At 71.2% G+C, this 20,725-nt stretch carries 13 protein-coding genes; 4 read left to right on the top strand and 9 right to left on the bottom strand.

Annotated features, from left to right (window positions below; translation table 11 throughout):
* Positions 1–319, top strand: a 319-nt coding sequence (locus tag IH68_RS0147250; protein ID WP_030949600.1) for a peptidylprolyl isomerase, incomplete at its 5' end; no start/stop codon positions are given.
* A 246-nt stretch (positions 320–565) separates the two neighbouring features.
* On the opposite strand, the gene IH68_RS54685 is transcribed toward IH68_RS0147250, so the two are convergent.
* From IH68_RS54685 to IH68_RS0147235, 3 genes are all read right to left on the bottom strand, one after another.
* A complete protein-coding gene (locus IH68_RS54685) occupies positions 566–1,000 on the bottom strand; it encodes a DUF4231 domain-containing protein (RefSeq protein ID WP_078912942.1) in 435 nt (144 codons plus the stop codon).
* Positions 1,001–1,103: 103 nt separating this feature from the next.
* On the bottom strand, positions 1,104–1,367 hold the full coding sequence (locus IH68_RS0147240) for a hypothetical protein (RefSeq protein ID WP_030949596.1): 264 nt from the start codon (positions 1,365–1,367) through the stop codon (positions 1,104–1,106).
* Between the two features lie 100 nt (positions 1,368–1,467).
* A complete protein-coding gene (locus IH68_RS0147235) occupies positions 1,468–2,028 on the bottom strand; it encodes a hypothetical protein (protein WP_199932012.1) in 561 nt (186 codons plus the stop codon).
* Between the two features lie 253 nt (positions 2,029–2,281).
* On the opposite strand from IH68_RS0147235, the gene IH68_RS0147230 reads away from it, so the two are divergent.
* Positions 2,282–3,793: a hypothetical protein gene (locus tag IH68_RS0147230; protein WP_030949594.1), complete on the top strand. Its 1,512-nt coding sequence runs from the start codon at positions 2,282–2,284 to the stop codon at positions 3,791–3,793.
* Positions 3,794–3,825: 32 nt separating this feature from the next.
* The gene (locus IH68_RS0147225) at positions 3,826–3,987 is read left to right on the top strand and encodes a hypothetical protein (RefSeq protein WP_234341834.1); all 162 of its coding nucleotides are present in this window, start codon (positions 3,826–3,828) and stop codon (positions 3,985–3,987) included.
* A 40-nt stretch (positions 3,988–4,027) separates the two neighbouring features.
* Here IH68_RS0147225 and IH68_RS0147220 read toward each other — a convergent pair whose 3' ends face one another.
* Positions 4,028–4,423: a hypothetical protein gene (locus IH68_RS0147220; protein WP_030949589.1), complete on the bottom strand. Its 396-nt coding sequence runs from the start codon at positions 4,421–4,423 to the stop codon at positions 4,028–4,030.
* Between IH68_RS0147220 and IH68_RS57535 the strand changes: the two genes are divergently transcribed.
* The gene (locus tag IH68_RS57535; RefSeq protein ID WP_199932009.1) at positions 4,391–4,585 is read left to right on the top strand and encodes a hypothetical protein; all 195 of its coding nucleotides are present in this window, start codon (positions 4,391–4,393) and stop codon (positions 4,583–4,585) included. The genes IH68_RS0147220 and IH68_RS57535 overlap by 33 nt on opposite strands.
* Positions 4,586–4,594: 9 nt before the next feature.
* Here IH68_RS57535 and IH68_RS0147215 read toward each other — a convergent pair whose 3' ends face one another.
* From IH68_RS0147215 to IH68_RS0147195, 5 genes are read right to left on the bottom strand one after another with little or no spacing between them, the layout of a single operon-like run.
* Positions 4,595–6,463 (bottom strand): hypothetical protein, encoded by a 1,869-nt coding sequence (locus IH68_RS0147215; protein ID WP_030949587.1) that lies wholly within the window; start codon positions 6,461–6,463, stop codon positions 4,595–4,597.
* A complete protein-coding gene (locus IH68_RS0147210; RefSeq protein WP_030949584.1) occupies positions 6,456–11,687 on the bottom strand; it encodes a hypothetical protein in 5,232 nt (1,743 codons plus the stop codon). Before IH68_RS0147210 ends, IH68_RS0147215 begins: the two co-directional genes overlap by 8 nt.
* Positions 11,674–14,907, bottom strand: a complete 3,234-nt coding sequence (locus IH68_RS0147205) for a hypothetical protein (protein WP_030949582.1) — start codon at positions 14,905–14,907, stop codon at positions 11,674–11,676. Before IH68_RS0147205 ends, IH68_RS0147210 begins: the two co-directional genes overlap by 14 nt.
* Positions 14,904–16,076: a Kelch repeat-containing protein gene (locus tag IH68_RS0147200; RefSeq protein WP_030949580.1), complete on the bottom strand. Its 1,173-nt coding sequence runs from the start codon at positions 16,074–16,076 to the stop codon at positions 14,904–14,906. Before IH68_RS0147200 ends, IH68_RS0147205 begins: the two co-directional genes overlap by 4 nt.
* Before the next feature lie 31 nt (positions 16,077–16,107).
* Positions 16,108–20,715 (bottom strand): DUF6603 domain-containing protein, encoded by a 4,608-nt coding sequence (locus IH68_RS0147195; protein WP_051834106.1) that lies wholly within the window; start codon positions 20,713–20,715, stop codon positions 16,108–16,110.
* Positions 20,716–20,725: the final 10 nt, after the last annotated feature.

Below are 20,725 nucleotides of genomic sequence, written 5' to 3'. Positions count from 1 at the left end.
CAAGGACGAGCTGCCGGTGGACCTGCCGCCGGCACCGAGCGATCCGACCGGCGTCCGTCGCCTTTACGGGCGCGGCTTGCTGGCGATGGCCAACGCCGGGCCGAACACGAACGGTTCGCAGTTCTTCGTCGTCTACGGCGACTCCGCGCTGCGGCCGAACTACACGGTGTTCGGCACGGTCGGTGCCGCCGGCCTGGAGACGCTCGACAAGATCGCTGCTGGCGGTATCGAGCCAACTGCGCAGGACCCGGCGCCTGTCGACGGCACGCCCGTGCTGCGGACCGAGCTGCTCAGCGTCCGGCCGTCCTGCCGGCCCTGATGAACTGCGGTGCTCGATCAGGCGGCATTCGGTCTGGGCGCGCTTGCCGGAGCGCACGTCATCGGGGCGGCTGCCGTCCTCGCACACCAGGCTTACAGCACATCCTTCCCGGCCTGGGGCAGGTCCTGGCCGCGCTGGCCCTGTTCCTGCCCTGGGGACGCGGGACGCGGGGCCAGGCCCCGTCACCCCGCCGGTCCCCGTACGGCCGACGCACAGAGGAGGCCGGCGGCAGGGATGAGGCCGGGGTCAGGCCACCGGTGGCTGGCTGGAGGGGGCGGCCTGGTCGGCGGGCTGGTCCAACTGCTGCTGGCGGCGGCGCTGTTCGTTCCGGTGGTCCTCGACGCGCTGGGTGAACAGCTTCAACGCCTCAACCTCCCCGACGTCGTCGAACTCGCTGTAGGGGCCAATACCAAGGAGAACGGCGTTGGCCTCCTGCTCGATGGCGTCGGCGGCCTGCTGGAGGAAGTAGCTGCGCTCGCGCAACTTGTAGTAGCCGGCGAACATCGCGGCCACCGTGATGGCGAAGCTGATCCCAGTCAGGGTGACGCTCTGCCAGGTCAGCTCCTTGCCGGTATCCAGGGCCGCGATCGTGGTCGTGGACGCGGAACCGATCATGATGAGGGACTGCAGGCTGTTGTGGATCCGCCGGTACTTGCGGCTGTCGTCCTGGTACTTCTCGATCGCGGTCGCGACTCCTCGAAGTAGAGCTGTCGCCGCTGAGGCAGGTCAGGGCGCCGTACGGCCTTCTGCTGCCACAGCGACTCCTGCGCGGGCGAGCTGCGCCTCAACGCTGGAGGGTGGGCAGGCCCCGCCCGGCGAAGCGCATCGCGACCAGCGCCAGCAGGGACAGCAGGAGCAGACACCCGCAGATCAGATCGCCCAGGATGAACCCTGCGGGGGTGCCCATGGTCAGCGCGGCGATGCTCGTGCCGATGACGGCGGCGAGCACCAGCCAGCTGACCGCCCATCCGGCACGCCAGATCCGGTCCAGCCGCCGGCGCCGGGCGAGCTTCTCCTTGGCGTCGATGACGAGGTTGGTGGTCACCACGTGAATCCGTTCCTTGGTGTCCCGCTGGCGGGCGCGGACCAGGTCGTCCGCAGCTCACATCCGGCGAATCGCGTCATCGTCGAAGTCCCGTGCCACGGGCTCAGCGGTCAAACGCTTCGGTCAGGCGCACCCGGTAGCCATCCTCTTCCATCAGCACGACGGTGACGCCGAACGGGTCGGGGTGGTCCAGCTCGATCGGGGTGAAGGAGAAGTCCACCGCGGCCTGGATCGGCGGCACCAGCTCGCCGCCGGGCTGCGGCCCGGGGGCCGGCCTCCAGTCCGGGGCGACCAATGCCCAGCACTCGGGACTGCGGGACAGGAGCTGCTCGGTGTAGGGGAACTGGTGCAGGACGTGCCCGTCGCGAGTGGCCACCACCATGTTCAGACACGGTGCCGGGCCAACGATGGGCAGCTCGCAGGCGGTGGCGACGTCGTGGGTCTCCCACGCGAGGACGACCTCGTCCGCCCGGGCGGCGGCGGCGATGTTCGAGAGTTCCGCGATCCCAGTGAGCGCGTCCCGGCCGACCTTGAGGGGGCGGACCCAGATCATCCCGACCAGCTCGCCGCGCACCATCGGCATCATGAGCGGGCGCGGGACCGCGCCCTCGCCCAGCCCGGCGGTGTACGCCTTCTTCGCCACGCTGACGAGTGCGTCCCACATCCGTGCTTCCACGGAAGCCCCCTCTGTCTGCCGAATCGATCACTGCCGACCCTGCCACGTGGAGTGATGCGGTGTCAGGGTGATGATCGGCCAGCCCCTTCAAGCGGCGGGTGCTGGGCTGATGAGAGGGGAGCCGCCAGACAGTGCCATGTGGTGTGAATCACAGCAGGTGCAGGGAAGATGAGTGCCGGATCAGCTCTCTCCCGCTGCAGGTAGGTGAACAGACCTACCCAAGCGACAAAGGAGGCCCGAGATGCCTGCGGATTCAACGTCGGACTCGGCACCCGAGGATGCCGAGCAGCGGCCTGCTGCAGCACCGTCCGAGGCAACAGGAGCGCTGCTCGTTGCCTCAGCGGAAGGATGCGGCTCGCCCGAAAACGTGGCGCTCGACGATCCGGGCGACGCCGGACTCGCAGCGCCGATGGACGGGCCCGACCTGGACCACGCTGTCTTCCCACTGATTGACGACGCCGTCCTGCACTCGGGCAGCCTGGCTGGTGTCGTGGACACGGCTTCCTTCATGTCAGGCATCAGTGACTCCCTCCAACCGCTGATCGGTCTCAACAAGATGCTCAGCGAGTTCACGGAGCGGGCGAACTTCGGCCTCGCTCCGGTCCTCGCCGGCATCGAGCTGGCAGTTCCCCGGCTACCCAACATCGGAGAGATGGTTGGCCAGTCGCTGCTGGACGGATCGAGGGCCCGCAATGCCGCCGTGTCGGCGCTGGCCGGCATGCAGCCCCAGGTCCTCTCGCTGTCCGAGACCGTGAACTCGGTAGTGCCCTCCGTCGTGAACACGCGGGGACTGCTGGACGGACTCAGCCAGGCCAGGGCGGTCTTGTCCGTGGTCGAACCGCAGGTCAGCAACCTGGCGAGCGTGGTGGGATCAGCCGCTCGCCTGACATCGATGGCTGACGCCTTCCAGCCGCTGGTCGGTCTCGGTGAACTCGTTCGTCAGTCACACCTCGGCCTGGCCCCGGTGCTCGAAGGTCTACCGGCTCTGATTCCCCCGGTACCCAGTCTGGCGAAGATGGCAGAAACACTCGCACCATGCTTCGCCGTCCAGGTGGGAGTGCCGCGGATGATGCAGGAGGTCCTACGCACCCTGCCGCCGGTGGCGGACGTCATCGGCGGCCATATGGCCAACCTCTTCGCCGGAGTCCGGTCTGTCGCCGACTGGGCGAAGCGGCTGAGGCCGTCCGTCCTTGCCGAGGCCCGCTACGCCTTCGACGCGTATATGAAGGGCGACACGGAGCCGATGAAGGACTTCCTGCGCCGCTGCCTGCGTCTGTGGCCGGTGCTGGAGGATCATTGTCAGGCCCTGGCTGTGGCGATGTTCGAGCGCGCATGGGAGCAGGAGGCCGACCTCACCGACGATCAGTCGGTGCGCAGAGTTTTGGTCCGGTACGCCCGCCAGGGCTGCGACTTTGAACGCGATCACCAGATCCGCGGTGCCTCGATCGGTTACATCCCGGAGGGTTGGGAGCAGCCGGACACCGTTCCCGGGCCGGAGGATCTGGTGATCCCCCGCCTCGTTCCCTGGGCCCAGCAGTTCGAGACCGCTCCGGTGCGCTACGTGGCAGGCCGGCTCAACGAGCAGGAACAGGCCCTGGTCCGTGCCTGGTCGGAGAACCACCCCATGACGTGGCCCAAAGCGTCGGACCTGGTACAGCAGGATGAGGCGCAAGGAGAGCGGGCCCGACGCAAACTGCACCGCCTCGGCAAGGAGTGGCGCAGGCGCGAGAACAACTTCCAGGAGCTTCCGTGAGTGCGCCGTCCGACCGATCGCAGGAGCCGCTGATGACGGTGCGTGCCGCGGTCATCTTGATGCTGGGCGCGCAGATCTCCGTGGCCGCCGGGGTGCTGACCGTGCTGGCAGGGAACGCGTGGGCTGTCGCAGTACTGGCTGCTGGGGGCGCCTTCGCCGGCACTGTCGCCTTCGCCCGGTCCGTGATCGGCTGAACCGGGCCCGGGCGGACAGACGCCCGGGCCGACGCCGTGGTCACAGCGAACTATGCAGATCCTCGCGGCGGGCGGTGACCAGGCCTCGCCATTGCCGCCGCGTGTGATGGGCTCCGTCGATCCAGCATGCCGGTGAGGCCTCCTCGAGGGGCAGGTCGGCCATGAAAGCGGCGATGTCGCTGTAATGGGCGAAGTCGCCGCCGCGGGTGTTCTCGCGCAGCCGGGCGGTCGTCGCGGCCACCTGGTCCCGGTCGTCGCGGACGGCGTGGTGGAAGGCGAGGGCGAGGTCCAGGGCGAGCTCGGTGTACGTCACGCCCGCTGTACGGATGTCGGCGCGCAGCATCTGGGCGCGGTCGTCGACGTCGGCGTCGGTGCGGCCGGCGTCGCGTGCGAGCGCCGCGATATGGGTGATCAGGGTCGTGGCGCGCAGTCCCACGTCGGCCAGAAGCTGCTCAGCGAGGGCGAGTTCGTCGTCGGCGACGACCGGGTCGGTGAAGGCCAGAGCGAAGGCGCGGGCCTGGCTGTTGCCGCGCTCTTCGGTGACGCCGTGGTGTTGCGTTCGGCGGGGCGCACGCCGGCCGTCGAGCCGGAGCGCTGATCCCTGCGATCATGGCGTGTCCCCCGACTTCGGCGGTGTTGTGTCCGCGAGGAAGTCGAAGGCGAGGCCGCTGTGGCCCTCGCCGCGGCCGACGCCGCGCTGGGCGCTGAGCCAGACGGAGACCCGGCCATCGCGCCAGCGGGTCCGGTTGTAGGACACGGTGAGCCTGGTGCCGGACTGCGGCACCTCCTCCTCGTTGACGAAGTACTGGAGTCGCGCGTCGAACCCCTCGCGCAGCAGGGACGTACGGGGACGGACCGGCAGGCCGTCGACGACGCCCGGCATGGCGGCGCGCTGGAGCTGGATGTCGCGGTTCTGGCCCGGCGTGTGCACGGGGACGAAGGGGATCCAGTTCTCGGGCACCGAGTTCATCGCCTCGTACCTGACCGGCGCGACCGGAGCCGGAGGCGTGGGCGGGGGATGCAGGACGAGGCGGTGGGCGAGGATCTCGGCGGCGACCTCGCTGCCGCGCCGTGACTCGCCGGTGGCGAGGCGCACGGTCTGCTCCACGCCCCACACCATGTTTGCGCTCTCGTCCCGGATGAGTGACACCTCCTCCAGGACCGGGCCTTCGGCGACCTTCGGCACGCTCGGCGGCAGCAGCAGACTGGTGTCCGCCGCGATGTCGTCGTCGCCGATGGTGTCGAGGGTGAACATCGTCCAGCGCTGCCAGTTCGCGTCGCTGCCCGAACCGGCGGGTGTGATCCACCGCTGCTGCCCGAAGACGTCGGTCACCGCGAGCCCCTGGATGGAGGCCAGTGTCCCGGCGGGCAGGTCGCAGGGGAGCTGGTACCAGTCGTTGCTGTAGACGAGAGCGAACTCCAGGAAGATCAGCCGCGCGAGGTCGGTGCTGTCCGGGCGTACCGCGGCGAAGTTGGTGCGCTCGTCCTCCAGGGCCCACCAGCGGGGCAGCGGCATGCCGGAGAAGCGGACGGGCGCGGGGAAGACGGTGCGGTGCAGGGCGGCCGCGGCGGGACCGGTGCCGCCGAGCGGGCCCTTGGGGTCGATCGAGAAGGCGTGCCAGTCGAGGGTCCCGCCGGGGTACTCCTGCGCGGTCAGGACCTTCTCCGTGGCGGTCCCGCCCTCGGGCGGGCGGGCCGAGACGGAAAAGCGGTGCTCGAGGCGGCGTGGGTCCCACGTGGCATTGGTCGTATGGGAGTTGGGGTCCACGGTGGGCTGGTCGATCAGTGCGTCGAACCAGGCGACCAGGCGTTTGCTGAGCCGCACCAGCTCGTTGCGGTGCAGCCCGAGCAGGCCGCTGATGCCGTCGTAGGCCGCCCCGCCGCCCTTGAGGAACAGATAGAACTCGTACCCGTCCATCCGTCGCCCCGCCAGCGCCTGCATCGTCGACCAGACCTCGGGGTGTGCCACCCGCGGGGTGTCGGCGTCGACGGTCGGGTCGGGCAGGGCGATGGGGTAGCGCGCGATGTACTTGCCGCGCACGTTCAGGCTGACGACGTTGAGGAGCAGGTTCTGGGCGAGCAGCTTCATCCAGCGGCGGCCGATGGCCAGGCGCAGGTCGAAGGAGATCCGGTCGGCGCCGAACGCGAACGGCAGGGCCCGCCGCTCGGCGACCGTCTCCAACGGCCGGTCGGACGGCAGGGGTTCGACGGCGCCGCCCGCGGGCCGGAACCGGGTCGGCGTTGTGGTGTTCACCGAGTACGTTGCGGTGACCGGTGACCCGGCGTCCGCGCCGCGGAACTCGCCGAGCTGCCACTGCCGCGTGAGCATCCACAGCGGGTCGCGGACCTCCGCGCGCAGCGCCCGGTCGAAGTCGGTGGTGCGGGGCCTGCCCTCGAGCCGGTTCCACAGGCCGACGGTCGGCGCTGTGCGGCCGTCGAGCGCCGCCCGGAGGTTGTCGATACGGGGCTCAGCCATGGGCCTGGGCCTTCCACCGGAGGTTGGAGACGGCGAGATCAGTGCTGATGGTGATCGGCTGCCGGGTCGCCGACAGGACGGTGGCGGGCAGCAGTTGGGCGTACGCGGTGTCGTCGAGGTGGTGCGGTTCGACGGCCCGGATCTTGGCCAGGTCGAGGGTCTCGTTGACGGCGGCCAGCAGGTCGTCCCACTTCCAGGTCTGGCTCTTCACGGGCGGGACGACCAGGAGCAGCGCCTGGGGCGGCTCGGAGTCCGGACGGTCGATGTGCACCGCGATCCCGGTGGTCTCGCGCTCGGCCGGGATCACCTCGGTCCACTCGTCCAGGAGCAGGCCGCAACGCTGCGCCGTGCCGAGGAGCGGTTCGGTGGCGTAGTGCGCGGTGAACAGCAGCCTGTCCTCGACGATCCGGGTGCCCGCCTTGAACTCCATGGCCAGCCAGTGGTCGTCCTCCCGGTAGGGCAACTGGACCGGTGTCAGGGCCGGTTCCTGCCATCCGGCGATGTTGCCGAGCAGTCCGCCGGGCCCGCGCAGTGCGTCCCCGAGCGCGACGGACTTCTCCCACAGGCGGAGCTTCTCCCGTACGCGTGCCATGCCGTGCACCCAGTCGTCGACCGGGAAGTCCCGGTCGAAGTCGTCGCCGAGGTGCTTGACGAGCCGGGCGCTGTCGTTGCGGGCCTTCTTCCACTCCGCCGCCAGCGGGTCGGACGGGGTGAACTCCGGTACGACCAGGACGTCCTGTCCGAGCAGCGACTTGAGGGCGTCGGTCGCGGCCAGGACCTGGTCGGGTCCCGTCACCGCGGCGTCGTACGCGAGCAGCGACGCGTCCGCGCCCTTGATCCGGTCGTCGGTGTCCTTCTTCAACGCCTGGGCCCGGGTGAGGAGATCGTGGCCGAAGGCAACGACCCGGTCCACGAACGGGGTCAGGTCGAGGCCGGTCGGGTCGAACGCGGTCAGCGGCAGCAGATCGGCCACCTCGGCGAGCAGCCCGCTCAGCGTCGTCGTACGGGTGGTCGCCACGTCCTTGAGGTCCCGCAGCCGGTTGTTGAACGCCGCCCGCCGATTGGCGACCGTGGCGCGTAGTTGCGCGGGGCGCGCGGGCCGGGGGCTGGTCGGCTGCGTCGCGAGCAGCCGCTCGGCCTGCTCCAGCAGGGCGAAGCGGTCCGCGTCCGCGGCGGCCTGCGGCAGTGCGTCGTAGCGCGTGAGGAGCGCGTCCGCCTGGGCGAGGGACTGGCCCATCCGCGCCGCGGCCACGGCGACCGCGGCCAGCACGTCCGCGAACACCTTGCGGCGCCAGCCGGTCAGCTCGCCCCAGCCGCTGCGCATCATGCCGAACTGGCCTGCGGTGGCGACGAGTTCGGCGTACCGGGTGAGGAAGGAGTCGATGTTCTGGATCAGGTCGTCGCGGTGCGGGGGCGCCGGGTCGGCCGGGTACAGCGGCGCGAGATCGGCGATGTACGCAATCACGTCGGTCCGCAGACCGTCGAGGGCCTCGCGGACGGCGGCCGGCCGCTGCCGGGGCAGGGACACGGCCTCGTCGGCGGACCGGTCGACCGTTGTGGTCCCGGCCGTGGCCACGAGATCGCTGGGCCGCAGCGGGCGGGCCGTGGTCACCAGTGACCGCAGCGCGTCCACCAACGGCGACAGCTCGAACAGGGTGATCTTTCCCGGGATTTGGCGGGTGTAGCGGATGGTGAGCTGTGCGTCGGGGCGTGGCCGGTCCCGGTCGACGACGAAGCCGATGATCCGGTCGTCCAGGTCCGTCATCGCGCTCTCGCCCGCAGGACGCAGCGCCCACAGCAGATCGATCGGTTGCAGGCCGAGGTCGGACTGCGTGACGACCCGGCTCTGCGCGTCGCCGTCCACGGGGTCGGTCCAGGTGACCAGGACGGCCACCTCCAGGCGGTTCGGCAGCAGAGCCGGAAGCCAGGCGTCGACCGCGGGCTCCGCCATCGCGCGCGGGGACGCGCCCGGGCGAAGCCCCGAGGTCAGCTGAAGAGCGAAGCGGTGGGTGAGGGTGACGCCACTGCGCGGGGTCTGCACCACCGTGGGATCCGGCGGGAAGCCCTCCTTGGCATACGCGTCGAGGGTCGCCGCCGCGCGCTCGGTGTTGCCGAGCAGGGCCTGGTGGGTGCCCTCGGCCACGGCGAGGTCGGCGAGCGCGTCGTGCAGGTCGAGGAGGCGCTGCACCTCCAGGTTCATCGCACGTTTCTCGTCGTCGGTGGCCGTCGGCATGTTCGGTGCGCCGAAGGGATAGGTGGGCACGGCCGGCGGCCGGGTCGCGCGCCGCACCAGCTCCAGACCGTCGACCACGTTGCGGGCCTCGACCACGTCGAGCGGCACCCCCGGTCCTGGCGTGACGTCGGACAGCTTGCCCGCGCGCAGCGGGAAGGCGCCGCGCAGCGCGGGCAGGAACTTGTCGAGTTCGACGCCGGCCGGATGGCCCGCCCCTTCGTGCAGGCCGCGCTCGAACCGGTAGCCGAGCAGCGCGCTGAGTGACTGGCCCTGCCGCAGCCCGTCGAGGACGGAAAGCGCCACCCGCACGCGCTCCGAACTCAGGTTCACGGCAAAGGAGTTGGCGTTGTTCGGAGATCCGTTGGCGAGGTACCCGGCCCGCAGCACCGCGGCCGTACGCGCATGCGCGGGCGACGGTGCGTGGATGTACCCGCCGTTCTTCGGGTCGTGCGCCATGGACGTGGTCCCGAACACCTGGGCCGCCTTGCCCGTCAGCGGGACCTGCGTGAGCTGCTGCCCTGTCTGCGGCGCGACGTTCTCCAGCCAGCCGTACGCGCCTACGTGGATGCCCCGACGTGGCGCCGATCCGCCGGTCCCGTACCGCAGTTCGGCCAGACGCTCGTTGGCGAGTCCGAGCAGCCACGCGTCGAGCCGGTACGTCGCAAGGTCGAGGTGCTCGGCGAACACCCGCTCCAGGCGGGCGGTCGGCAGGTCGGCGAGGAGCCCGATCGCCTTGGTCTGCTCGTCGAGCAGCGTGGTCGCCGGGTGGGTGCCGAGGACGCTCGGGATGTACTGGTGGACGAGCAGGCCGGGGTCCGCGCTTCCGGTGACAGCCTGGTCGGGCGCGTAGAGCTGACGGAAACGGCTCTCGCTCACCGGCGGCACGGGCTGGCCCGGCCGCTGCGTCCTGATGTGGACGAACAGCGGGTCCGCGAGCGAGGCGGCCGGGCGGCCCGCGGCGACGGCGAGGCGCCGTGCCGTGTCCTCCCAGCCCAGCAGCACCGCGTGCCGCAGCAGCAGGTAGAGCAGCGCGGCCGGTGGACGGCCGTCGGCGAAGCCGTCCTCCAGGCGGATCTTCTCCAGGTCGGTGCGCGCGAACTCGGCCAACCACCGCAGATAGTTGCGGGAGTTGGGATCGGGCGTGTAGCCGCGTACGGGATCGGTCTCCGACAGCGGCCGGTCGTCGACGAACGGCCCCGTCAGCGGGTACTGGGTGCCGACGAATAGCCGCCGGATGAGGTCGGGGTCCGGGTGGTCGGGGTCCTGCACGGTGTAGCCGAGGCGGGCCAGCAGGGCGCGGATCGGCTGCGGCATGTGCAGTTGGTCACGCAGGGCGTCCAGGACGGTGGGGCCCGCGGCGCCCAGGTTCTCCCGGTTGTAGAGGTCCTCGACGCTCTGCGCGTACCGCTGGTGGTACTCGGCCGACGTCGGGTGCAGCGCCAGGATGTCGAGGAGCCGCTGGTGCGGATCGGTGCTGCCGTTGTCGAGGTGGGCGACCTTGCCGGTGGCGGCGGTCCAGTCGTTCTGGGCCTCCCTGAGGAGGTGGTAGAGGACCCGCCGGGGCGCGGCCGTGTCCGGCCAGGCCAGACGGCTGAACGCGGTCGTGGGCAGGATCCCGTATGGCTGCCTGCCGATCTTGACAGCGGGCAACGGTCCACGGCCCGACACATGGCGCAGGAAGAAGTCCCTGGTCTGCGCCACGGCCGAAGGCGACAGGATCGGGTGGAGCGTCGTCTGCAGGAAGGTGCCCCAAGTGGCGGGCCACAGGGCGGTGTTGGCGGCCCGGGCGTCGCGCTGGTCGGTGCCGTCGGCGTTGGGCATGCCGGTGAGCACGGCCGGATCGAGACCGAGCAGCTCGGCGAAACGCCGGCCGTCTGTGACGGTGGTCCAGTCACTCGGCGCCGCCTCGGTGCGCAGTCCCGAGACCGACCGCAGTCCGGCCTCGGCCTCCGGGCGGGCACCCTGACCGGCCGGTTTCTGTTCGGAGTTGTTGGTGGCGGTGCCCTGGGGCAGCAGGCTGTAGCCCGCCGGGCTCTGGAGCTGCCGGGTGATGAGCGCGGTCAGGTCGGCGCCCGACTGGTCGGGGGTCTTCTGCTCGCGCAGCCCGAGGACGACGAGGCGGTGCAGGCCGCCGCGCCAGTGGTCGTCGAGCGGGATCCTGAGGCCCATGCCCCGGCGGACCGCCTCGTCGAAGTCGGTCAGCCACAACAGGTCGGTGGGGACGTGCAGGACGCCGGTCGTCTCGTCGATCTTCAACTGGTCGGTGGCGCCCGGGTCGGGGCTGACCTTGAGATCCCCGGTGATGGGCGCGCCGGTCGCCGTCATGACCTGCTGCCCGTCGCGGTAGCCGAACACGACGAACCGGTCGGGCAGCAGCCGGGCGGTGGCCGGAGTGGTCCACGAGTCGGGGGCGAGCGTCGGCCTGGGCAGCACCATGAAGGCCACGACGACCCCGTCGTGCGGGTTGGCCGGTGCCGCGTCGACGCCGGACGGCGGGCGGGCCCGGATGGCCTTGGCGCGGGCGGCCCCGACAGCGCTGAGCAGTGCGGCCTCGGCGGCCCGCAGCTTGACGCGGTCCCCGTGCGCCCGCCATACGGCCGTCCAGTACGTGACCGTCGGCTGCCGGTCGTTCGCGGGCAGCGCCGCAGGACTGACGATCACCAGGACCGTCGTGTCGGCAGGTACGTTCGCCGGTTTGTCGGGGCGGTTGGCGGGTGGGTACGTGGCCACCAGCCACGTGGCCCGGCCGCTCGCGACCCGCCTGGTGAACTCGTGCCAGGCCGCCTGCTCGGCGACGGCGTCGCCGCCTGCCCGCCACAGCGCCGTCCAGTACGCGCTGAGCGCCCCGAACTCGGCCTCACTGGGCAGCGGTTCGGACTTGTCGATCGCCCACTCGTCGGGGAACACCCGCACGAGGAGTTCGGTCGCGGTGAACCGCGTCTCCAGTCGGACGGGCCCGAGCAGCACCGGGAAGTCGTCACTGAGCGGCATCGATCAACATCTCCTGTGCGTGTACGGCGATCAGTACCGGCGCCTGGAACAGCATGTAGGCGATGTCGGCGGAGCTCAGCCGCGCGTTCCACAGCGGCAGTGCGATGTCCTCGCGCCGCTGCTCCTGCTTCTCCGGGTCGTCCTCGGACCCGTCGAACGGCACGAGCGGCACGGTGACGGCCGGGTCCAGCTCGATGAAGCGGCGGTCATGCGGGTCGACGTCCTTCCAGGACAGGTCGTTCCACACCTCGACCGGAGTCTCCTCCTGACCCTCGTCGACCCCGAACCGCGGATCGCCCGGCCGCTCCTTGAGCACGAAGAACCACCCCGGGTCGTCAGGCACGTGCCCGCGCGCCGCCTTCGAGGTCAGATCGAAGCCGAGCAACGTGATGTCGGGGTCGACCTTCGCCTCGTAGATCGGCAGCCTGACCAGATCCGTGGGCGGGTGCTCCAGGTCCGGGAAGTCGGCGAGCACCCGCTCCAACTCCGGGTGCGGAACGCCCTGTTCGTCACGGGCCCAGTCGGCCTTGTGCGCGTAGACGGCGGCAGTCGGGTACTTCTTGAGGAGCTCGCCGCGGATCACCAGGACGAGCTCGTTCTCCTGTGTCTGCCCGACGTCCCGGTTGTCGTGGGTGCCGAGCTCCGTGTCCGGGGCCCATTCGGCGATGCGCGTGATGTCGTACAGCCGCTCTTTGCGCACCTCGGGTGGCTCCCCGGGCAGTGCGGGAGCGGGACGCGGATCCCAGAACTGCCGGAAGGGCGTGCCCCGTTGGTCGGTCGGGAACTCGCGCCACAGCAGCTCGCGGGCCATCTCGTGGTTGAGGCCCACCATGAACGCCTCGATGAACTCCTGGTCGGTCTCCAGGAGCGTGATCGAGTTGGGCGGGACCAGGTTGAGGTTCGGCACGAACGTGTCCGCGGACAGGTCGATCAGCGCCTGGAACATCGGCAGGTCGATCACGGGATACGCCATCACCGGGATGAACCGGTTCGCGAACGGTTCCAGGCGCTCGCTGAGCAGCCGCACCGAGGCGAGCAGGCTCTTGGGTACGGTCTCGTCGGCCCGCAGCCCGTCGAGCATCTGGCCGGTGGCGGCCGCCACGCCGAGGAGCGGTCGCTCCGGCGTCCGCCCGCCGACCGCCGCGTCGTCCCAGCCCCGGTAGATGTCCCGCAGCCCGTCCTTGAACAACTGCGCCTCCCGGCTGTCGTCGCCGCCGGTGGGCGGCACGATGTGTTCGTCGGGCACGCTGAGGACGAAGTGGGAGCTGGTCGCGAGCCGGTCGACCGGATCGTCCTCCGCCAGACCGAGTGGTCGCGGATGGAGGATGCCGTCGAGCTGCTCGGGGGTGACGACCGCGGCCGGTGTCTTCTTGGGGGCCGCGGCGGTGACCGCGCCGGTCGCCCGGTCCATCTTCGGTACGAGGTCGTCGGGTTCCGCGGCGCTGAACAGGGTCCGCATGAGGGGCGACCCGGGCCGCATGATGCGCCGCATTTCGGGGGACACCGGGGCCGCCGAGACCTGGCTCGCGGCCACCTGGAACCCGACGGCCAGACTCTCGCCGAGCTCCTGGAGACCGGCGGTGAGCGCGGCCGCTCCGGTCGACGGAGTCACCCGGGGACCGGCGGGCGCGGTCAGCCGCAGCGCCCGGCCCGACGGGGCGGGCGCTGCGGCCGAGTCGGCGGACGCGGCCGGTGGGGACAGGTGCTTGCGCTGCAGTACATGCCCGACCTCGCGCGCCAACTGGGCTGCCCGGATGCGGTTGTTGGCCTCCAGGACGTCGCCGACCTGCGCCCAGGCCGCCGCCATGAACTCCTCCTGGCGGGCCTGCACCACCTGCGTGCCGAAGTTCGCCGCGATACGGAACCGGGGGTCCAGGTTGAGCCGGTGCACCCAGTTCTTGTTACGCGGGGCCGGAATCCGAGTGCCGTCGCGTTCGTGGAGCAGCCGTGACGTCTGGGCGTGCCATTTGCCGTACAGCGGCGGAGTGATGACCGGGTCGACCTCGTCCGCGAGGAACCGCAGCTCGGGCGCCCCGGCCAGGTTCGCGTGCGCCGCGGCCGGGGTGTGCTCCAGGTAGTCGTCGGCCAGATTGACGAGCCCGGCGAGGGCCTCCTGGAAGGGGTGCGGATACGGAGGCGGCGGAGGGGGCGGTGGCGGCGGCGCGGGGAAACGGCCGTCCCAGTTGTCCCACAGGTCCTGCTTGCGGTCGGGGATGCGCAGCGCCCCGCCGAGCCGCAACACCCCGCCGAGCCCCGCGGGCGTGGTGATCGGCGGCAGCCCGGGCCCGGCCTTCCGCTGGACGTCGAAGTCCCGCCGCGCCACCCGGTCGTCGGGCTTGCGCGGCTTGAGGAGTCGGACCAGGTACTCGAAGTCTCCGGCGGCACCCGTGGCGAAGAACCAGCGGTGATAGTAGGGGAGTTGACCGACACCTTGGCGGCCTTGGTAGTTGGGCCCCCAGCTTGAGTACAGCGGTCCCTGTGCGTTGGGCACCACGGGCGGGAAGCCGAGCCCCGCGAGCCGTCCGGTCTCGAAGGTGGGCACGAGGAAGGCGTGGTAGGGCCGGTTCGGCTGGAGGTGGCGCGGGCAGATCAGCCGGGCACAGGCCTGGTCCGGGTTGTTGCGCAGCACCTGGCGGAGTTGGGACAGGACGGCGGGCATGCTCTGCTCGTCCGACAGGATCCGGTCGTCGAGTTCACCGTTGACGTGCACGTGCGCCCAGGCGCCGAGCTGGTCGGCCCGGGGCAGGGTCGCGGCCGGGTTGGTGACAGTGATGTACGGCAGCGGGCGGCCGGGCAGCGATCCCTCGACGAACTCCCCTGGATCGCCTGCCTCGTTGGGGCCCTCAAGGACGATCAGCGCGAGCCACGGCAGCAGTCTGCCGTTGTCGTCCGGGACGGCCGGGCTGTAGGTCCAGAGGAAGTCCTCCTCGTAGAACTCGATGTGCGCGAGGTAGTTGGGCTCGACGTTGGTGATCCAGGGGCGTGGCTCGGTGCGGCAGATGGCCCGTGGATCGACGCCGATGACGTCGCCGGGCCCGTACAGCTGGATCGGCTGCTGGACCGGCCTGTCGATCTGTTGGGTGCCCTGGAGCGGGTCGCCGTGAAGGATGAGTTTCGCGAGGAAGTCGGCGCGGGTGGCGGGCGCGACCGGCGCCTTGGTGATCTTCGTGGCGATGCCCGCGCGCAGCCACGGCAGGAACGAGTAGGCGTTGGGGCTCACGAGGCGCCCCCGAGGGCGAACACCTCGGTGGTGGCGCTGAGTTGGGCGGTGTCCGGGTCCACGCCCGCGATGCCGGAGACGACGGTGCCGCCGGTGACGAGGGCCTTGCCGTCGGCGAGTGCTGCCGCCGCGAACGCCCAGCGGCCGGTGGTGAGACCTGCGGCGGCGGTCCAGGTGTCGGTGGCGTTGTCGTAGATCAGGGCGCTCTGGTAGCCGACGCCGTTGTGCTCGTCGGCGGTGCCGCCGGCCACCAGGAACGTGCCCGACCTCAGCGGGACGACCCGGTGGAAGCCGCGGCCGCCCGGGGAGGCTGCCCGGGCGGTCCACTTGTCGGTGGCGAGGTCGTAGCGCTCGACGGTGAGCCGGGTGAACGGGTCGAAGGTGCCGTCGCCCGGAGTGCCCGGGGTAGCACCGCCGACGACCAGCGCCGTGGTGTCCGACGCGAGCACCAGCTGGTGCCTGCTGCGGGGTTGCAGCAGATTCCCGGCCGGAGTCCAGGTGTCGGCAGTGGGGTTGTAGAGCTCGCAGAACGCGAGGGACGCGGCGTCGGCGCCGGAGATCGGCGCGGTGCCCCCGGCGACCAGCACCTGGCCGCCCTTGAACAGGACGCCGCTGTGCCCGGTGCGGGCGTCGGTCATCGGCTGCTTCGTCGGCGTCCAGGTGTCGGCGTCCGGGTCGTAGATCTCGGCCGTGGCCAGGGCCTTGGCCGAGTCGCCCGACCGGGTCGTGAGCCCGCCCGTCACCAGGACCTTGTGGTTCGCGAGGAGGATCGCGTGGTGGCCGCGGCGCGCCTCGCGCAGGCTGGCGACCGCCTTCCAGCTTCCGTCAGCAGGGTCGTACAACTCGACCGACGTGAGGGAGGGGGACAGCGGCGAGGAGCCGCTGGTCCCGCCGACCACCAGGACCTTCCCGCTGTCGAGCAGCGTCACGGTGTGCAGGCGGCGCGGGAACTGGAGGGTGCGGCCTGCCGTCCATGTCTTGGCCGTCGGGTTGTAGACCGCGGTCGTGTTGACCGCGACGCCCTTGGCGTCCGCGCCGCCGGCGAGCAGCACACCCTTGTCGTTCTTGAGCAGCACGGGCCCGTCGCACTGGCCGTACCAACTGGCAGCCGCGGGCAGGTCACCGGTCTTCGTCCAGGCTCCGGTGGCCGCCAGCGTGGGACTGGTCATGAGGTCGAACCCTTCGTGGTGGTGACCGGAGTCAGGGCGTGTACATCTCGGTGGTGGCGGTCAGGACGTCGGTGCCGTCCGGTGCCGGGGCCCCGGTCCGTACGAGGCCGCCGACAGCGAGGACCCGGCCGTCGGCCAGCTCCAGGGCGGTGAAGTCCCGGCGCCCCGTGGCCAGTCCGCCGGTGGCGGTCCAGGTACGGGCGGCCGGATCGTAGAGCGTCGCGGCGCGGAACCCCGCGGCGAAGGAGGGCCCGGCCGCGCCACCGGTGACCAGGACCTTGCCGGTGCGAAGGAGTACGGCTTGGTGCCCGCTGCGGTTGCCGCCGGGCAGACTCGCCACCGCCGTCCATGTGTTGGCGTTGGGGTCGTAGCGCTCCACCGAGTCAAGGCTGCCGAGGCCGAACCGGCCCGCGACCGGCAGCCCCGGTGCGTCGCCGCCGGTGACCAGGACCGACCCGTCGGGCAGCAGCGTCGCCCGATGGCCCTTGCGGGCGGTGCCGAGGCTCGCGGCCGGGGCCCAGGCGCCCGCGACCGGGTCGTACAGCTCGCAGAACGCGAGCGCAGCCGCGTCGCCGCCGGTCGCCAACTCGCCCCCGACGACCAGGACATGGCGCCCGCTGTCACGCAGCGCCACGGCCTGGTGCCCGGCCCTGGCATCGCTCATCGGCTGCTTCGTCGCCTCCCACTTGCCGGTCTTCGGGTCGAAGAGCTCGGCCGAGGACAGGGAGCGGCCGTGTACGCCGATACCTCCGGCGACGAGGATCTTCCCGGTGCTCAACAAGGTCGCCGAGTGCGCGGCCCGGGCCGTCGCCATGGGCGCGAGCGCCGTCCAGGCGTCGGCGACCGGGTCGTACACCTCGGCCGACGCCAGCACCGCGCCCTCCGTGCCCCGGCCGCCCGCCACCAGGACCCGGCCGTCAGCGAGCAGCGTGACACTGTGCCGACGCCGGCCCGCGAGCAGGGATTTGGCGGCCTTCCAGGTCTTGCGTACCGGGTCGAACAGCGCGGCCGTGGCCACGGCCGTCCCGGCACGGTCCCGGCCCGCTGCGACCAGCACGATGCCGCCCGCCAGACGTACCGCGTCGGTCTCCGTCGTCTCGGCAGGTGCGGGAGTCTCGGGCGACCAGGTGCCGGGCGCGGTGAGCGGCGCGGCGACCTCCGACTCCGGGATGACGTGCAGCTTGCCCGCCAGGGACGGATCGGCCACGACCCACCCGTCCAGCGCGTCGGCGGCCGTCGTCTCGCTGCGGAAACTGGTCCCGCCCTGGGCGACATCGGCGGTCGGCGGGAAGGCTTGGAGATTGTTGCGTACGTACGCCACCGCGAACCGCTGCCCGGTGACCCGCACGGTGTCCTCCGGCGCGAACGGCTGGCGGCGCTCGGCGTCCGTGCGCGACAGCGGCGAGCGGCTCGTGCTCGAACCCTCCAGGAGGCGGTTGAAGAGGGCCGGGCTGACGTTCTGGAACCGCTTCGGCGTGGTCGGCGGCGGGGACGCTTCCTGCACGGCGGCCAAGGTGGCGGGGGCGGTCCCCGGGGTGCGGCTGTCGATGATGTGCAGCTCGTAGCGGGCACTGCGGCGCACGGCGCGGACCGAGGCGAGGGCCTCCTTCGCGGCGCTCAGTTCCAGGCCCGCGTCCTGATTCTCGTACGGCGCCTTGGAGAGCTTCGCGGCGTCGTCCATGTCCTGGAACTGGGCCATCGCGAACTTGTCTCCGGTGACGGAGAGTTGGACGAGGCCGCCGGTCGGATCCGGGCTGACCGTGAAGCGTTTGCCGTCGCTGGGCCGCTGCGCGCCGACCCGGTCGACGCGGACACCGAGCGGGATGGACCGTTGACGCACGAAGAGGGTGCCGAGGGGATGCAGCACGAGCCGGTCGGTGTCGGCGAGTTGGCGCAGGGTGACCAGGGGATGGGTGCCGCCGCTGGGCAGCCGGGTCTCCCAGCCCTCCGTCTTGAGGATCTCGCCCGCCAGGAGCGCCAGCACCTCGACCGGGGGCAGTGTGGTGGTGCGCTCCTCGCCCCAGGTGATGTCGAAGTCGGCGGAGATCTCGAAGAACAGCAGGGAGATCGAGCCACGCCCGTGCGCCCGCCACGGCGAAACGCCCTCCAGCTCGAACCGCAGGTCGATACCGAACAGTCCGACACCGAACGCCTTCAGCGAGACACTGGCCGAGATGCTGATGACGAACGCGAACGGCGAGAAGCGGAACAGCGCGTCGAAGCTGAGCTGCCCCTCGATCCCGAAGTCGTCGAAACCCAGGCGCAGTTCGGCATGGGCGCCGAACTGGACGGTGTTGCTGGTGACGGCGAAATAGCCGGAGACCCGGATGAGTCGCCCCGGCATGTTGATGATGTCGACCGACAGGCGCTTGGGTACGGGGAAGGGCAGCGCGGGGGGCTTGAACGACGGATGGAAACCGCCGACCGTCAGCACCAGATCGGGGTTGTCGCCCCACGCGACGAGCAGCCCCATGCCGCCGTCGATGGTCATCGTCAGGATGCGGGAGTCGAAGAGCTGGGCGTAGAACCACAGCCGCGACTTGTCGAACTCGATCGCCCCGATGAACTGCACCTGGAGCACGAGGAGCGCCAACTCCTCTGTGGGGAGTACGCACGTGAGGACGCCGAGGACCGCGAGGTTCCCCGGGATCTCGATGATGACGCCGAGCGAGACGCTGACCAGCGTCGGCGTACCCCAGCCGATCTTCGCCATCGGCCCGATCAGGAACTTGCCCTGCTCGGGCGGGAAGTAGGCCCGCAGGTCACTGATGATCCGCGGGGCGTTGGCGACCACGTCGTGCGGGAACATCACCGAGTCGATGCGGCCGGTGCGTACGCCTTCCGTGAGGGCCTGTAGGTTCATCGCGCGGTTGAGGCCGATGAGTCCGCCGACCGCCAGAAGCGTGAAACCGTAGCCGAGTTGGATGCCACCGCCGCCGAACTCCGCGGTGATCACGACGAGGAGCGAGAACCCCTGTGAGCCGTCCGGCATCCGCGTGCTGATGAGCCCGATCGCCTTCAGGGCGAGGAAGTGCGCGAACTCCAGCTCCAGGGCGCCCGCGTACTCGCCGCGGTCCGTGTCGACGTACAGATAGCCGCCGCCGGAGATCACCCCGGCGTCGATCGCGAGACCGACCCCGTTGGGCGGCTTGAAGGCGAAGTCCAGGTTGAGCGGGCCGACGTTTCCGCCGCCGTCGGGCACGGACACGTCGACGACGACGCCCATCCGGTCGACGCTCGCCTTGACCGGGCCGAGCCACGCCGAGAATCCCGCGGACAGTTCGACGGGTACGCTGCCGCCGCCGATCCGGGCCGCGAGATAGATCTGCTGGATCTCGACCGGGCCCAGCTCCACATGGACGGGGACCTGCACCTCCAGGCCGCCGCTGCCGCTGAGTTGCAGGCCGTGCTGCGAGTCCATCGCGAAGGCCAGGTCGAACGTGGCGTCCAGCTTGCCGCCGCCGAGCACGGTCGACACGAACCCGTCGCCCTGGGAGGCGTCGATGAGCAGGCGGAGGCCGGTGACCTCACCGCCGAAGACCACCGCGCCCGTGGCGTGCCCGGCCGCCGGGTCCCAGCCGAGCCGTAGCCCCAGCTTCGCCGCGAGCCGGGCTGCTTCGAGGCGACTGCCGCCGGGCTGGCCGATCAGCAGATAGGGGGCGCCGCCAGGGCCGGTCGCGGTGACCACCATCGCCAGCTCGCCCTCGATCCGCTCGCCCGATGGCGGGGTGAGGGTGAAGTGGTCGTCGGCTTGGTGCAGGACCTCCGTGCCCAGGGGCAGCGGGAGTTGGAGCTGGAACGCGGCCTTCCAGTCGCCCCCGTCGTACTCGGTGAGCGTGAACGGGGCCAGCGGGTGGACGACCTTGTAGGCGAGGCCGGAGGGGGAGACGTCGCTGCGCGGAACCACCTCGACGAACACGACGTCGAGCAGCGGGCTCGACCCGCTGGAGTCCTCGATGACGGGGATGTCGAGGCCGCGCAGGATCCGGGCCATGGTGAGCAGCAGGACCACGCCGGTGAACCCCGGGGCACCCCACCCGTACAGGCCCTTGAGCTGCTCGCCGGGGTTCGCGATGAACGCGGCGATCTTGTCGACGTGCACCCGGCGCCGCACGAAGGCCGGGTGCGCGGCGTCTCCCGCCGCGACGGCGGTGCGCTCGATGCCGCCGACGAACTCGAGCGCCTCCGCGATGCCCGTCCGTGCCTCGGCGGCGCCGACGAGCAGATAGTCGAGGACCCGGGCGGAGAACGCGTCGGCGAACTTGTTGACCTCGTCCGGCGGGATACCGCTACCCGAGGGGACGCTCTTGAACGCGGCGCCGACCGCCCCTACCGCGTCCACGGCCAGCTTGACGGCCGCCGCCAGGCGCACGCTCTTGTCGAGGATGGCCGCCTCCGACCCCGAGTCGAGCGCACCGGCCAGCTCGGCGGCGAGCCCCGGGATCGCCCGCAGCTGCTGGTCGGCGCGTCCACTCGCCTCCACCATGGCCGGGGTGGTGTCGAGGGACGGCGGGAACTTCAGGCCCAGTTCGGTGGCGAACAGGCGAGGACCGCCAGGGCCGAATCGCCCCTGGACGGGTTGCACGAGCCCGGCGAGGGCAAGGGCGACGCTGCCGAGGGTGCCGGCTTGCTTGGCCATCGGAAGTCCC

This window comes from Streptomyces sp. NRRL S-646 (genome assembly GCF_000720765.1).
Lineage (GTDB): Bacteria > Actinomycetota > Actinomycetes > Streptomycetales > Streptomycetaceae > Streptomyces.
This window is presented reverse-complemented; position numbering and strand designations above follow the sequence as displayed.